A 14,326-nucleotide genomic window follows, 5' to 3' on the forward strand; every position below is an offset into this window, starting at 1 on the left:
CTTTGGGAAATAAGCTCCTGCCAATGGATGGATTCCTAGCCAAAGAACGAGAGGATCAGATATCCTGCCGCTGCCACACCTGCCGCAATCAATGCCGGACGCAGCTTGAACTTTGCATATTCGATTGTGTTCAAATCCAAAATCCCTGCAGACGTATTTGTATCATCACTGAGCGGGGAAGAAAAAGCTCCAAACGTTCCGCTCGCAAAAACGGCACCAATTGTAACAGGAATAGAACTCCCAGCTGTAACAGCTATAGAAAGGGCAATAGGCATCAGGATCCCCCACGTGCCCCAGGCCGAACCGATAAAGTAAGACAGACCACAGCCCACTACAAAAATTACAACCGCAACAAAGCTGGCTGGAATCCAGTTGAATGACTGAGAGATCGTACCCGCAAAATCGAGGGCTTCTGTTCCTTTACTTAATCCCCAGACCATTGCAAGAAGAAGGATAACAGCCATCATATCATTTCCACCATCGATTAAGCCGTCCATCATCTTTTTCAAGTGTTCTTTTTTGAATTTTAAAAAGACAACAAGCCAGACTATGGTGACGACAACAGACAGCACCATGGCATCAAGGACGCCATCATTAATAAGGGCACCAAAACCACTTTTGCCGCTTTCCACTCCTATCGCATACATAAAAATGAAAGTGAGGGCAATTACGCTGATGAGAGGAGCGATTAAGTTCCACGGCTTAGCCGGGAGATCCTTCATAACAGCAGGGTGGCAGTCTTCCCAGCGATCATCTTCCTCTTCTTGTTTATTTTCACCCGTCTTCGGTTTATCGTTAGCTTTCTTTTTGCTTCGGTGAAAAAAGCTGAGATAAAAACCTAGAATCAGCATGGCGAAAGCAAAAAAATTAAACGGAATGCTCTGCAGGAAAAGCGAATAGGAATCTCCAGACATATTCGCCTGCTCAAGCGACAGGTCGATAACAGAAGTCATATACCCGACAAATGCTGTAGCTACCGGAATCAGCACTACAAGCGGTGTAGCCGTCGTTTCTATGACGAAGGCCAGTTCCTGTTTTGACATCGGAATTTTCCGCCGCATAGCTTTCATAACAGGGGCTATCGTAACAATACGAAAGCTTGGGGCCGCAAAAGTACCAACAGAGGAAAGCCATGTCAGCATAAAAGCACCGCGCTTATTATTAATCCGTTCTGTCGCTGCCTGAACAAATCCTTTAATGCCTCCGGCCATTCGAATAAGGCCAATCAGGGCGGAGAAAGCGTATAAAAACATAATAATTTTTAAGTTGGCTTCATCCGACAAGCCTTCCATTATAAATTGTACCGTTTGAAGCATGCCATTCAGCCAATGGGGTTCTACTAAATAACCCGAAACCACCACGCCCAACAGCAGGCTCGGAATTACCTGCTTCGTCCAAACGGCTGCTATTATGACAAAAACAAAGGGAAGTACCGACAACCATTCCATACAGCCACCTCTTTACACAGCTAACTTATCTTCGTTAGCTTTAGTGAAGAAGGGGCTGACTATGCATATAAACCAAAATTAAGTTGATTTACTTTTCAATTGGGTAATCACAATATTCAATAATTGTGCCTTCTGTATCGGCCGGATTCAAATAAATAAGCCGCCTTCCGTGTTTGTTCGTCCGGCGAGTTTCTTCCATCACCCGGATTCCCTGTTTCTTTAACTCCAATAAAGCTTCTTCAAGATCATCTACGCGATAAGCGATATGGTGGACACCTTTTCCTTTTTGTTTAATAAACCGGGCAATTGGGGATGTCGTATTATTGGTCGGACAGAGCAGCTCGGTGCGCTCTCCTTTTATATCCATAATGGCGATTTCACTTTCAACGCCTTTCGCTTCACTGCGATAACGGTCGATGAGCTCGGCGCCCAGTACATTTTTGTAAAAACCAATGGCATCTTCAATTCGGCGGACAGCTACTCCTATATGATCTAAAGTTTTTTCCATCATTATCTGCTCCTAAAATTTTTAGTCTCATTTTAACATGAAGGATAAATTTTTTATAAAAAAGGGGTTGTAAAACGCTTTCATAAGATATAAACTAAGAACTAATAAAACTAAACCGATTTAGTAAACCGATTTAGTAATGAAAATGTATAATGTGAGGTTTTTCCTATGAAATCAGTGACAATGGCCGATGTTGCCAAACGGGCCAACGTATCAAAAAGCACGGTGTCACAGTATTTAAATAAAAGATATGACTATATGGGCGAAAAGACAAAGGAAAGAATTAAAGAAGCCATTGAGGAACTGGGGTACCAGCCGAATATTGTAGCCCGCAGTTTAAAACAGAAGTCCACAAAAACAATCGGTGTGATTGTAGCTAACATTCTCCACAATTTTTCTACAGAAGTGAGCCGGGCGATTGAAGATGTCTGTCACTCTTCTGACTTTCATACGATTATTTGCAACGCGGACGATGATCCGGCAAAAGAGAAAAAGTACATTGAAATGCTGAGAGCCAAACAGGTAGACGGCTTGATCATTTTTCCAACAGGCAATAACCGGGAGCTTTACAGGAAGATGCTAAAGGAAGACTATCCGGTCGTCTTTATCGACAGACCTGTTCCCGACATACCCGTTTCATCTGTAATGCTTAATAATGAAAAAGCTTCACAGCTTGCAGTCAATCATTTAATGGAAAATGGCCACAAGCGTATCGCTATGATTACTGCCTCTATTAAAGATAATGTCACACCAAGGTTTGAAAGAATAGAAGGCTATAAAAAAGCTCTTCTCGCGAACGACATTCCAATTCGAGAAGATTTGATCGTAAGTATTCAGCCGGAGCAGATTGAGGAAGCTCTGAATGAAATGTTTCAAAGTAATCCGCCGGAGGCTGTAATTGCCGGAAATGATTTTATATTAAAGGAAATTCTAAAGTTTGCTAAACATCATAAAGTCAGGATTCCAAAAGATCTGTCCATCATCGGTATTGATGACGTGCCATATGCCAGTTTTTATACTCCGGCAATAACCGCAGTGGCACAGCCAACCTTTAAAATGGGGAAAACCGCCGGGGAGCTGCTGCTGAATAAAATTCAAAAGAAACAATCAACCGATGATCGTCCGGACTTCAGATTTGAACCAACGTTAATGGTCCGTGATTCGGTCAAACAAGGAGGCCGCAGGAAATGAAGTACGATGTTTTAACTATTGGAGACGCAATGATTACATTTAACCCGGTACAGACAGGACCGATGAGGTTTTCACCTTCTTTTGAGAGAAAAGCGGGAGGAGCCGAATTTAACTTTGCGATTGGCTGTGCACGCTTAGGCCTTAACACCGGATGGATCAGCCGGTTAGGGAACGATGAATTTGGAAAATTTATTCGCAATTTCGCCCGTGGGGAAGGAATTGATGTTTCCAATGTAGAGCTTGTAGACGGTTATCCGACATCTTTGAATTTTAAAGAAATTCGTGAAGATGGCAGCGGCAAAACGTTTTATTACCGCCAGAATTCCCCGACGAATGCATTAACAGAGCATACGTTAAACACAGAAGCCTTAAGGAATTGCCGAATTCTCCATATTAGTGGTGTTTTCGCAGCGATTGATCCGAAGAAAAACATACCACTGCTAAAAAGAGCCATTACAATTGCGAAGGACCATGGAGCTCAAATCTCTTTAGACCCTAATATCCGCTTGAAGCTTTGGACAAAGCAAGAAGCTAAAGCCGGTCTTAGTGAACTTCTTCCTTATGTTGATATTCTTCTGACAGGAGAAGAAGAAGCAGATCTTCTTTTTAACACCCATGAACCTAATCAGTTGATAGCGAACTGTAATCAGCTTGGCATTACGACAGTGGCTGTTAAAAAAGGTGAAAAAGGAGCGATCGTCCATAGCAATGGCCAATGGGCAGACCAGGAAGCTGTGTCGCCTGGAAAAGTAGTGGATACAGTAGGAGCCGGTGACGGATTTGATGCCGGATTTATATATGGGACGTTAAAAGGATGGACACTTGAACGCACTTTAAAATTTGCCAATATCATCGGCTCTATGGTTGTCAGTGTGTATGGCGATAACGAAGGGCTGCCTGAGCTTGATGATGTGCTTATGGAGCTTGGAGAAAAAGAATTGATTGAGAGGTGATCATATGAAGCTTCAATTAGCTCTGGACCGGCTGGAAGAAGAAAAGTGTATGGAGATTATTGAAGAAACACGGGATTCTGTCGACTGGATAGAGATTGGAACCGGAGTGATTAAAGAGTACGGAATGGCTGTTATTCGAAAAGTGAGAAGCCGGTATCCCCATGCTGTCATTGTTGCAGATATGAAAACATGTGATGCAGGAAAGCACGAAGCTGAGCAAGCCTTTAAGGCGGGGGCCGATATTACGACAGTGATGGCTTTTTCTGCCGATCAGACGATTAAGGATATGCTTGCAGAAGCAGAAGCCTGCAAGGGGCGGGTAATGGTAGATCTGCTAGGTCTTCAGGATAAAAAGCGAATGAAAGAGCTTCGCGATCTCGGCGTAGATTTAGTCAGCCTTCATTTCGGAAAGGACATGCAGAAAAACGGCCAAATCGATCAGTCGATCTTTGAGCTCGTTCAGGATTTTCCTGAGCTTGAGACAGCAGTGGCCGGCGGTATCAGCCTGGAGTCTCTTCCAGACGTTATGCCATTCAAACCAGACACACTGATTGTCGGCGGGGCGATTACAAAACAGGAAAACTATAGACAGGCAGCACAGCAAATAAAGGAGGCGATCCATTCCTATGAAACAGACGATTCATACAGTAGCAAATGAAATCCAGCAAGTTCTTGATCAAGTAGAAGAGGGAGAGGCTCTACGTCTTTCTCATTCATTAGAAGAAGCTTCCCGAATTTTTGTGACAGGTGAAGGAAGATCCGGGCTTATGGGTAAGGCTTTCGCAATGCGGCTAATGCATGCTGGATATGAAGTGTATGTAACCGGGGAAACGATTACTCCGAGTATTACGAAAGGCGATTTGCTCGTTGCTATTTCAGGATCGGGATCAACGAAATCGATTTGTCAGTATGCAGAGCAGGCGAGGAACGCTGGAGCAGAAGTGTTTGCCGTATCGACAAATCGTCATTCCCTGCTGACAGAAATCAGCGAAAATATACTCATCATTCCTGCAGCTACGAAAAAAAGACTTCCAGAAGAGCCAGCGACGATTCAGCCGCTTGGCAATCAGTTTGACCAATCGCTTCATTTACTGCTCGATGCCGTCTTGATTGATACGATAAATCGTTCCAGCAAAACAGATAATGAACAAATGACTGGACGACATGCCAATTTAGAGTAGAGGACGGAAAGTCCTCTCTCCAATGGTTTTATTTTTACCAATAGATGTAAGCGGATTCAATGATGACGACTAGAGGAGGGAACCTTAATGAGGAATTTATTCTTAGCAGTTGCAGGTTTTTTGTTCCTTGCCTTTGCGGCAGGGTGCAGCACTCATGCAGGTGGACAGACAGATGAGGATGGAAAAATAAAAATTATAGCTGCCCATAATCAGACATCTCCAGACAATCCTTATCAATTTGGGATGAAAGAATTTAAGAGAGTCGTTGAAGAAGAGTCAAATGGACAGATAGAGGTAGAGGTTCACGCCGGAACGATTGGGACAGCTGAATCACAATTAATTGAAAAGCTTAAGCTTGGCGGAGCCGACCTTGTCCTCGTATCTCCAGGGTTTATGGCACAGACCGGTATTCGAGAGATCGATCTTTTCGCTATGCCGTATATATTTGAAGACTATGAGCACTGGTTAAACGTAGTGGATGGAGAAGTCGGACAAGAGGTTGCCCGGATAATCAATGAGAAGTCTGATAATGATTTTAAACTGATGGGGTATTGGAGTGCCGGAGTACGTCACTATTACGGGGAGAAACCGCTTGAAACCATGGAAGACCTTAAAGGAATGACCTTTCGTACCCAAACTTCTGGAGCAATTGCGGACTACTGGGAGAAGACCGGAGCCATTCCGACAAATGTAGCCTGGGGTGAACTCTATCAGGCCCTGCAACAGGGAGTCGTTGATTCTTCTGAAAACTCTTACCCTTACTTCGTGCAGCAGAATCACCATAAAACGAAAAACGGCAAATACATTACAGAAACCGGTCATGATTATACAACAAGGTTTCTTTTAATGAATGGCAATACCTTTGATAATTATACAGAAGAACAGCAGCAAATCATTAGGAAAGCGGCAAAAGCCGCAACGAAGGAAGAGCGGGAAGTCGACATGGAACAGGAAGAGGAATACAAACAGAAGGCGATAGATGAAGGGGCAGAGGTTAATCAGATTGACCGTCAGCCATTTATTGATCTGGCAAAACCTGTTCATGAAGAAACGGCAAAAGAAATTGAAGCGTTAGATCTGCTGGAAAAAATCCGTTCATTAGCTGGACAATAACGTGACAGGAGGAGGGATTCACACAATGTTTATTAAATGGCTTGAACGCATACAACTGGGGATTGGAATATTGTTTCTAATCATATTTTTTGTTACGACAGTACTGCAGGTAATTAACCGCTACATGGGAGTTTCCGCGATGTGGACAGAAGATGTGGCGACATATTCTTTTATTTGGTCCGTTATGATGGGGGCTGCTGTCATGCTCAATAAGAGAGAGCACTTTCAGTTTGATATGTTATTAAACAAGTTAAAGGGCAAAAAGAAAAAGTCTCTTTATTTATTTAATGATACGATTCTGCTTATTTTCTGTAGTGCTCTTTTCTACTATGGTCTTATTGTAGTCGACAGTTTCTGGGATTTTCGCTGGGAGTCGCTGCCTGAAATGAAAATGGGCTATGTGTGGATATCTATCCCGGTTATGGCAGGGACGATGGTTATTTATACCACTGCTCACATGATACGTAACTTCAAAAACTTTCATAACGAGGAGGCGGTTGAATGATTGGAATTACATTGCTCGGGATATTTATCGTTTTATTAGTTATAGGCATTCCTATTGCTTTTGTTATCGCAATTGTAGCACTCGCTGGATTTTTGACGATCCCTTATACACCGGAAGCTCTGCTTCCTATAAAAATGATCAACGGTCTCGATTCGTTTGTTCTGCTTTCTGTACCGTTATTTATACTGGCCGCTAACCTTATGAACAGCGGCCAGATCTCTAAGAAGCTGATTGATTTTTCTCTTACAATGGTGGGCCATATCCGCGGCGGGCTTGCACATGCGAATATAATTGTCTCCATGCTATTTGCCGGAATCTCCGGAGCCTCACAGGCGGATACAGCCGGAGTAGGGAAAATTCTTATTCCAAGTATGAAGAAGCAGGGCTATTCAACAGGGACAGCTGTTGGAGTTACGGCTGCCTCCTCTACGATTGGGGTAATTATTCCGCCAAGCATTCCCATGATTATCTTCGCCGGATTAACAAATGTTTCGGTAGGAGCTCTGTTTTTAGCAGGTATTATTCCTGGAGTGGCCATTGGACTAGGTATGATGCTTCTGATTTATATCATGGCAAAGAAAAACAATTATCCAACTTATGAAAGAGCCTCTTTTAAAAAGTTTTTCAAGCAGCTTTTAGACGTGTTTCCAGCGCTTTTAACTCCTGTAATTTTAATTGGAGGAGTAGTGTCAGGGGTTTTCACTGCAACGGAAGCGGCTGCTTTTGCCAGCATCTATACCATTCTTATCGCGATGTTTTACTATAAAACTTTGAAATTAAAGGACTTTCCTCAAGTACTTAAAGACACGCTTATGCTAAGCTCACTGTCGCTATTTGCTTTAGCGGCTGCCAATGGACTTGGAGAGCTTCTTAGCTATTATCAGCTTTCTGCCTGGACGGAACAGTTCTTCAGTAATAATATTCACAGCAAATGGCTGTTTCTGCTGATTATCATTGCTTTCTTCCTATTTGTAGGAACATTTATGGACGCGATTCCGGCTATGATTCTGTTTATCCCGGTTCTCCTTCCTGTAGCGGAAACGTTCAGTATAGATCCAGTCCTCTTAGGGTTGGTTACAGTAATGACTTTGGCGGTCGGTCTTGTTACACCTCCGTATGGGTTATGTCTGCTGCTGGCAGCTAAGATAGGGAAGCTGCCGATTGAAAGGTCGTTTCGGGCGGTTATTCCCTACATTGCCGTCGTACTGGTTGTCCTTTTAGCTGTTGCTTTTATCCCTGGAGTGGCTACACACATCCCTCAATTATTAAATCCAGATATGTTTTGATTGAAATCCAGTCCCTTGAGAGAAGCTTATCTTCTTCAAGGGACTTTCTATAGCAAATATTTGTTTAATCTTAGAGGTTTTTAACGATGAATCGCGAATATGTAAGCAGAACACATCACTGGAATCGGAGGGAAAAGAATGGCTTTCCTTGAACAGCAGGTACTTATTAAGAAGCCTCTGGATGAAGTTTTTCACACAGCAGTTGATTTTACTAAAAGGCCGGAAATTATGGATATGGTCATTAAAGTAGAGCCTTTAACGGAAGGACCTGTGCGCGAGGGCTATAAATTTAAGGAAGTAAGGGAAATTCGAGGGAAAAAAGCGGCAGCTGTTATCGAAATTGTCGAATTTTCACCTCAGAAAAGCTTTACAGCACAGAGCGAACAGAATGGCCTTGAGCTTCGCTACCATTATCATTTTCTTGAAACATCAGAGGGGACGAGAGTTACCTTTAAAGGAGAGTTATCTACAGAAGGGCTTCGAAATTCTCTTTTTAAACCCCTTATTAAAAAAATGATAAAGAAAGAAGACGAGAACCATTTGGAAAATATGAAGCATTATATCGAAAAACAATAGATTATGGTATAATATAAATAATAAATGAACGGAAGCAAGGTCTCTTTCCATAGGCATGGGCGGGGACCTGTTTTTTATGAGAAGGAGATTATATATTCATGAATACATCACAGCCAAACTGGCTTTTAGAAATGGAGCATTTCGCTAAAGAAGCATGGCAGCAATCAGGTTTTACAGCACCCACTCAAATTCAGTCTAAGACGATACCATTTATCCTTGAAGGTAAGGACGTCATCGCAGAGGCTCCAACAGGAAGTGGAAAAACATTAGCATACCTGCTCCCACTTCTTCAGAAGATTGACACCGACAAAAAACATACACAGGTCCTCATTTTAGCCTCTTCCCATGAGCTTGTCATGCAGATTCATCAGGAAATTCAGAACTGGGCAAAGGGCAGCGGCATAAACAGCATTGCTTTAATTGGAGGAGCGAACGTTAAGCGGCAGATTGATAAGCTTAAGAAAAAGCCTCAAATTGCAGTTGGAACACCAGGAAGGATCTATGAGCTTATGCAGAAGAAGAAGCTCAAAGCTCATGAAATCAAAACACTTGTTTTCGATGAAGCAGACCAGCTCCTCGTCCCGGAACATAGACAAACGGTGGAAGATATTGTGAAAAGCACTCAAAAAGACAGGCAGGTTCTGCTTTTTTCAGCAACACTTCCTGAAGAAGTTCAGCAGACGGCAAAAGCTTTTATGGATGAACCGGAGATTGTCCAGGTAGCAGAAGAGCAGCTGAAGCCTGATGTAGAACATGTTTATATCTTCTGTGAAGACCGTGATAAAGTAGAATTACTCCGAAAGCTTGCCTATCTCAAAGGGTTTAAAGGGTTGGCCTTTATGCAGGATATTGCCAATTTAAATGTGTATGCTGAAAAGCTGAAGTTTAAGAAGCTTCCACTGGAGATGTTGCATAGTGATACGAAGAAAGAGCAGCGGGCGAAAGCTTTAAAAGGGTTCAGGAAAGATGAATATCCGCTGCTGCTAGCAACAGACGTAGCAGCAAGGGGTCTTGATATTAAGGATATTACCTATATTGTTAATCTTGATGTGCCTAAATCAGGTACCTCTTATATACATCGGGCGGGCCGCACCGCTCGTCTTGGTGCCTTATCCGGTACGGTGGTCTCACTTGTAAACCAGGTGGAAGAAAAGCGCCTTAAAAAGTTTGCCCGTGATTATAATTTCACCTTACAGGAAAGAACACTCTATCGGGGAGAACTTCGAAACAAGTAGAATACAGTTTTAGGAATAGAGTCACCGGGAAAACACTAATATATGGATGTATTCCCGTGAATTACATGCGGAATTCACGCATAATGTAGGAAGGAATACTTGCCGCGGCTGACTCATTTTGAAATACTTATAGTAAGCAAAAAGAAGGAGTAGACATCAATGCTGAGAAAATACCTTTTTGTCTTTCTAGCCGTCTTGTTTATAGTATCTGTAGCTACTCCTGCCTTGGCAGATCAGCTATGGAAATCGGAAGAAAATCATACAGCCACAATAGAGAAATGGACAGGCAATTTCAAAGGGTGGCTTTCTGAACAGGATATATCGATCGAAGAATTTAAGACAAACCTTGAGCGTCTTTTTAACCCTTCAAGCATTCCAGAAGAGGACTTTCCTCAAAACCGCAGTGAAGGAAATAAGGGCAATGTAGAAGTTTCTAAAGAATCGGGCAGTGAGCCTGCTGAAAGCCTGATGGAGCAGGATCCTTCAGAATTTGAAAAAGAAGTGGTGGAGCTCGTAAATGAAGAGCGTGCGAAAGAAGGCTTAGAGCCGCTGAAAATGTATGAGCGTTTAAGCGACCTGGCTCGTATGAAATCACAAGATATGGCGGATGAGTCTTATTTTGATCATACGTCCCCTACTTACGGTTCACCGTTTGAAATGATGGATCAATATGATTTCAAATATTGGTCAGCCGGAGAAAATATTGCTGCCGGTCAGCGGACTCCCGAGCAGGTTATGGATGGGTGGATGAATAGCCCAGGCCACAGGGAAAACATTATGAAAGAAGAATTCACTCATATTGGCGTAGGGTATGTTGAAGGAGAAGGCTCTTATGGAACGTACTGGACGCAAATGTTTATGACTCCAAGATAAGAAGACAGGTTCCCATAAGGAGCCTGTCTTTTTTATAGGTTATCTTTTTTAAGGGACACCACATACCCTTTTACGGTCGGTCTGTCTATATGCTTTTCCGAGTGAAACCATTGAATAAATAAGTAAAGAAACGCCCCCATCATAACCGTCATGCCAATGACCATAAATGGCAGTGTCGGCATTCCCTCATAATAAACAAACGTTCCCTGATGGTAGAGGATAAACAGTGCGGTTGCCAGTGAATAATAAGCTGCTCTGTCAGCGAATGGCCGGGGCTTATCAAATGGACATGCTACAAGAAGCGGCGCCCAGTAAACCACAGCACTTACACTAAGAAGAAGGAGATGTAATCCATATCCCAGCAATGGATGGACCAGACTGGAAAGCTCATAGCTTACCAGCATTCCAATGAAAAATATGAGCAGACTGAGGACAAGTCTATGACTTAAGCGGACGACCCAGCGAAAGGACTTTCGAAACCAGAGATGTTGGTTATTGCCATAAATAATCAGCAGCGGTGCCAATAAAAAGGCAATAAGAGCACGCACATACTGGGCTTCGAAGAAAGGAATAACCGCCAGCAAAATAATCAGAGCAACGAACAGCAACGGATAGGAGCGCAGAGCCTTTACCAATGCATCATCCCCTAGTGATTTTGATAGTAGATTTCCCGGAAATTCTTAAAATAAACCAGATCACTCACTGACAGAAAGGGGAGGGTTCTGGAAATTTACGTATTTATTGGATGGTAAGCCTCTTATAAGGTTTGGGGAATAATTTTTTAGATTCAGGTTTTTAAATAAAGGGCCTGGGAAAGAGATGTTATAATTTAGTAAATCCATCCAAGGAGGAATTATGTTATGAAGTGGGGTATTTTAGGTGCAGCAAACATAGCTAAAAAGGCTTTGATTCCAGCTTTACAGAGGACAGAGACAGCCGAAGTTTTTGCCGTGGCAAGTTTAAGTGGAAAAGAGAAAGATTTTGCGGAAGAGTATCATATTCCTAAAACTTACAGTACATATGAAGGTTTGCTTGCAGATCAAGAAATAGAAGCGGTTTATATACCACTGCCTAATCATTTACATAAGGAATGGACAATAAAAGCAGCACAGGCTGGAAAACACGTGTTATGTGAAAAGCCTGCTGCCCTGACTACAGCAGATGCGAAAGAAATGATAGAGACATGCGAAAAGCATGGCGTTCTTTTTCTGGAGGCTTTTATGTATCAATTTCATCCCCAGCATGAGAAAGTCAAATCTCTTATTAATGAAGGGGCAATTGGGGAGGTGCGCCTGATTAAAGCAGGCTTTTCCTTTAACTTTGATCGTAACGGCTACAACATTCGGCTTGATCGGACAAAAGGAGGCGGAGCTTTATGGGATGTAGGCTGTTATGGTGTCCATTCCGCTCTTCATCTCATGGATGAGGAGGTCGATAAAGTGACAGCCATTTCACATATCGATGAAGAGTCCGGGGTAGACTTTACGACTGGCGTCTCCTTATCTTTGGAAAATGGCATCATTGTCCAAGTGGATTGCAGCTTTGAAGCAGAAGGAAGAAACGAATACCAGGTGATCGGTTCAGAAGGGTCCATCAACGTTCACGATGCTTACCGGCCTGATAAGCAGGACCATATCGGTAAAATTACATTAAGAAACGAGAAAGGCGTGCAGGAACTCATAGAAACAGGTGATCAATATCGCCTGCAGGTTGAAAAGTTTATGGAAGCAGCTGGACAAAAAGATTCCCTGACTGAGCTTCATAACGAGACGCTGAGATACTTGAAAGTCATGGAAGAATCTATTCACCTGATCTATAGGGGGAAATAGGATGGAAGAGTTTCAAAGCCTAGATGGAACAGCTCAATTAGAGCTTCTCAGAAATAAAGAAATCAAACTGAGCGAAGTAAACGAATACTATAAAACACAGATCATTAGAAAGAACCCGGAACTTCAGGCTGTCGTCCATACGATGTTTGATCATATGCCTGATGAGTATGACGAAAACAGGGGAAGGTTTGGCGGTTTTCCGTTTTTAATAAAAGATTTAAATGCCGTGGAGGGGCAGCCTGTCTCTTTTGGCAGTAAAATAATGAAGGGCTTTAAAGCTTCCACAGACGATGAAGTCGTGAAAAGATACAAACGGGCAGGGCTCAACATTATTGGAAAAACAAACACTCCGGAATTCGGCTTTACACCGGCCACAGAGTCCAACTTTTTAGGTTTTGCGAAAAACCCATGGAATCCTGATTTTTCTCCAGGAGGCTCAAGTGGAGGAGCGGCAGCGGCTGTCGCTTCCGGCATGATACCTTTTGCACACGGCAGCGATGGCGGGGGATCGATACGTATTCCAGCTTCCTGCTGCGGGGTGTTTGGATTAAAACCGACACGGGGCCGATCGCCATTGTCAATGCGAATCAACAGCTTATCTGTTCACCATGCACTGACACGGTCAGTAAGGGACAGTGCCTTACTGCTGAATGTCATTGAAGGATCGCAGCTCGGAGACTCTTTTTCGACACCGCCTTTAGGAGGGCCATTTGAAAGATACTTAGAGAGGGATCCCAAGCCATTAAAGATTGCCTATATGGCAGACTTTGGAGCGGATTTGAATATCGACGAGGAAGTGCAGCAGGCTGTAGAATCAACGGCAAAGCTTTGCGAAGAATTAGGGCATCACGTCGAAATCGCTTATCCAGATTTTAATTTGCACCGTTTTATGAATGCCTATGTTACAGTTTGGGTCGTCGGCGGGGCACTGGCCGTGAAAAATGCTGCACAGATGAACGGTAAAGAGGTTAACGACGAAACTACAGAACGACTGCTTTATTCCTTAATTGAAAAGGCGGATGGCTACTCAGTCTTTGAGTATGAAGAAGCACGGCAGTATTTGTTTGATGAAAGTGTGAAGGTGCACCGATTTTTTCAGAAGTATGACGTTCTTCTACATCCGGTAAACGCCAAGCCGCCGCTTCCATTAGGATGCTATGATGGAGAGAAAAAGACAGTAGATGATATTTTGAAGGTATCTGCTGAATATGCTCACTTAACACCAATCGCAAATGTGACCGGACAGCCGGCGATGAGTGTACCTTTATATTGGGGAAGTAATAGCCTTCCCATCGGTTCTCATTTCATGGGGCGTTTTGGTGATGAAGCTACCCTTCTTCAACTGGCAGCCCAGCTTGAAAAAGCGCGTCCCTGGCAGAATAAATACAGTGAGCTGGCATAGATATTAATTAGGAAAATTTATTCTTGGCCTAAGAGCCTCAGGTTTTCTAAAGGAGGAATTCTATTTGAGTTGGTTACATGGAATCTATACGACCCGCTATCTGTTTGTGGTCTTTTTTTCGATAACCTCTCTTAGTCTGCTTACTTATCAATCTATCGCTATATTCAATGCATTTGCGGAATTCTTTGAATTTCTCCGGAGAAGTTAACCTGTACAAAGAGAGAGG

The 14,326-nt window shown here is 43.0% G+C and carries 16 protein-coding genes; 13 read left to right on the top strand and 3 right to left on the bottom strand.

The features are described from left to right. Positions 1-35: 35 nt before the first annotated feature. Both B7E06_RS02170 and B7E06_RS02175 read right to left on the bottom strand, forming a co-directional pair. A complete protein-coding gene (locus tag B7E06_RS02170; protein WP_082232437.1) occupies positions 36-1,448 on the bottom strand; it encodes a Na+/H+ antiporter NhaC family protein in 1,413 nt (470 codons plus the stop codon). Between the two features lie 88 nt (positions 1,449-1,536). After that, positions 1,537-1,956 (bottom strand): VOC family protein, encoded by a 420-nt coding sequence (locus B7E06_RS02175; protein WP_082232439.1) that lies wholly within the window; start codon positions 1,954-1,956, stop codon positions 1,537-1,539. A gap of 168 nt (positions 1,957-2,124) precedes the next feature. Between B7E06_RS02175 and B7E06_RS02180 the strand changes: the two genes are divergently transcribed. The 10 genes from B7E06_RS02180 (at position 2,125) to B7E06_RS02225 (ending at position 10,869) form a co-directional block, all read left to right on the top strand. Then, on the top strand, positions 2,125-3,147 hold the full coding sequence (locus B7E06_RS02180; RefSeq protein WP_082232441.1) for a LacI family DNA-binding transcriptional regulator: 1,023 nt from the start codon (positions 2,125-2,127) through the stop codon (positions 3,145-3,147). Beyond that, a complete protein-coding gene (locus tag B7E06_RS02185; RefSeq protein ID WP_082232443.1) occupies positions 3,144-4,100 on the top strand; it encodes a sugar kinase in 957 nt (318 codons plus the stop codon). The genes B7E06_RS02180 and B7E06_RS02185 overlap by 4 nt, the downstream gene beginning before the upstream one ends. Before the next feature lie 4 nt (positions 4,101-4,104). After that, positions 4,105-4,758 carry a 3-hexulose-6-phosphate synthase gene (gene hxlA / locus B7E06_RS02190; protein WP_082232445.1) on the top strand — a complete coding sequence of 218 codons (654 nt, stop codon included), beginning with the start codon at positions 4,105-4,107 and terminating at the stop codon, positions 4,756-4,758. Then, complete coding sequence (hxlB, locus tag B7E06_RS02195; protein WP_082232447.1) at positions 4,727-5,281, top strand: 6-phospho-3-hexuloisomerase; 555 nt, start codon at positions 4,727-4,729, stop codon at positions 5,279-5,281. The genes hxlA and hxlB overlap by 32 nt, the downstream gene beginning before the upstream one ends. An 87-nt stretch (positions 5,282-5,368) precedes the next feature. Then, the gene (locus tag B7E06_RS02200; protein ID WP_082232448.1) at positions 5,369-6,394 is read left to right on the top strand and encodes a TRAP transporter substrate-binding protein; all 1,026 of its coding nucleotides are present in this window, start codon (positions 5,369-5,371) and stop codon (positions 6,392-6,394) included. A gap of 25 nt (positions 6,395-6,419) precedes the next feature. Further along, a complete protein-coding gene (locus tag B7E06_RS02205) occupies positions 6,420-6,899 on the top strand; it encodes a TRAP transporter small permease (protein WP_082232449.1) in 480 nt (159 codons plus the stop codon). Next, entirely contained in the window at positions 6,896-8,185 is a 1,290-nt protein-coding gene (locus tag B7E06_RS02210) for a TRAP transporter large permease (RefSeq protein ID WP_143414437.1), read from the top strand. The genes B7E06_RS02205 and B7E06_RS02210 overlap by 4 nt, the downstream gene beginning before the upstream one ends. Before the next feature lie 138 nt (positions 8,186-8,323). Further along, positions 8,324-8,761 carry an SRPBCC family protein gene (locus tag B7E06_RS02215; protein WP_082232450.1) on the top strand — a complete coding sequence of 146 codons (438 nt, stop codon included), beginning with the start codon at positions 8,324-8,326 and terminating at the stop codon, positions 8,759-8,761. A 98-nt stretch (positions 8,762-8,859) separates the two neighbouring features. Next, on the top strand, positions 8,860-9,996 hold the full coding sequence (locus B7E06_RS02220) for a DEAD/DEAH box helicase (protein ID WP_082232451.1): 1,137 nt from the start codon (positions 8,860-8,862) through the stop codon (positions 9,994-9,996). Positions 9,997-10,155: 159 nt separating this feature from the next. Then, the gene (locus B7E06_RS02225; RefSeq protein WP_082232452.1) at positions 10,156-10,869 is read left to right on the top strand and encodes a CAP domain-containing protein; all 714 of its coding nucleotides are present in this window, start codon (positions 10,156-10,158) and stop codon (positions 10,867-10,869) included. A gap of 32 nt (positions 10,870-10,901) precedes the next feature. On the opposite strand, the gene B7E06_RS02230 is transcribed toward B7E06_RS02225, so the two are convergent. Further along, on the bottom strand, positions 10,902-11,504 hold the full coding sequence (locus tag B7E06_RS02230; RefSeq protein WP_082232453.1) for a hypothetical protein: 603 nt from the start codon (positions 11,502-11,504) through the stop codon (positions 10,902-10,904). 225 nt (positions 11,505-11,729) lie between these two features. On the opposite strand from B7E06_RS02230, the gene B7E06_RS02235 reads away from it, so the two are divergent. From B7E06_RS02235 to B7E06_RS21675, 3 genes are all read left to right on the top strand, one after another. Continuing rightward, the gene (locus B7E06_RS02235; RefSeq protein ID WP_082232454.1) at positions 11,730-12,698 is read left to right on the top strand and encodes a Gfo/Idh/MocA family protein; all 969 of its coding nucleotides are present in this window, start codon (positions 11,730-11,732) and stop codon (positions 12,696-12,698) included. A gap of 1 nt (position 12,699) precedes the next feature. Then, on the top strand, positions 12,700-14,100 hold the full coding sequence (locus B7E06_RS02240) for an amidase (protein ID WP_082232455.1): 1,401 nt from the start codon (positions 12,700-12,702) through the stop codon (positions 14,098-14,100). Positions 14,101-14,164: 64 nt separating this feature from the next. Further along, positions 14,165-14,308, top strand: coding sequence for a hypothetical protein (locus B7E06_RS21675; protein WP_179133920.1), 144 nt, complete (start codon positions 14,165-14,167; stop codon positions 14,306-14,308). The last annotated feature ends 18 nt before the right edge of the window (positions 14,309-14,326 follow it).

This window comes from Halobacillus massiliensis, from assembly GCF_900166625.1.
Lineage (GTDB): Bacteria > Bacillota > Bacilli > Bacillales > Halobacillaceae > Halobacillus_A > Halobacillus_A massiliensis.

Coding starts and splice junctions, on each gene's coding strand:
- B7E06_RS02170 (WP_082232437.1), bottom strand. CDS start 1,448: ATGGAATGGTTGTCGGTACTTCCCTTTGTTTTTGTCATAATAGCAGCC.
- B7E06_RS02175 (WP_082232439.1), bottom strand. CDS start 1,956: ATGGAAAAAACTTTAGATCATATAGGAGTAGCTGTCCGCCGAATTGAA.
- B7E06_RS02180 (WP_082232441.1), top strand. CDS start 2,125: ATGAAATCAGTGACAATGGCCGATGTTGCCAAACGGGCCAACGTATCA.
- B7E06_RS02185 (WP_082232443.1), top strand. CDS start 3,144: ATGAAGTACGATGTTTTAACTATTGGAGACGCAATGATTACATTTAAC.
- hxlA (WP_082232445.1), top strand. CDS start 4,105: ATGAAGCTTCAATTAGCTCTGGACCGGCTGGAAGAAGAAAAGTGTATG.
- hxlB (WP_082232447.1), top strand. CDS start 4,727: ATGAAACAGACGATTCATACAGTAGCAAATGAAATCCAGCAAGTTCTT.
- B7E06_RS02200 (WP_082232448.1), top strand. CDS start 5,369: ATGAGGAATTTATTCTTAGCAGTTGCAGGTTTTTTGTTCCTTGCCTTT.
- B7E06_RS02205 (WP_082232449.1), top strand. CDS start 6,420: ATGTTTATTAAATGGCTTGAACGCATACAACTGGGGATTGGAATATTG.
- B7E06_RS02210 (WP_143414437.1), top strand. CDS start 6,896: ATGATTGGAATTACATTGCTCGGGATATTTATCGTTTTATTAGTTATA.
- B7E06_RS02215 (WP_082232450.1), top strand. CDS start 8,324: ATGGCTTTCCTTGAACAGCAGGTACTTATTAAGAAGCCTCTGGATGAA.
- B7E06_RS02220 (WP_082232451.1), top strand. CDS start 8,860: ATGAATACATCACAGCCAAACTGGCTTTTAGAAATGGAGCATTTCGCT.
- B7E06_RS02225 (WP_082232452.1), top strand. CDS start 10,156: ATGCTGAGAAAATACCTTTTTGTCTTTCTAGCCGTCTTGTTTATAGTA.
- B7E06_RS02235 (WP_082232454.1), top strand. CDS start 11,730: ATGAAGTGGGGTATTTTAGGTGCAGCAAACATAGCTAAAAAGGCTTTG.
- B7E06_RS02240 (WP_082232455.1), top strand. CDS start 12,700: ATGGAAGAGTTTCAAAGCCTAGATGGAACAGCTCAATTAGAGCTTCTC.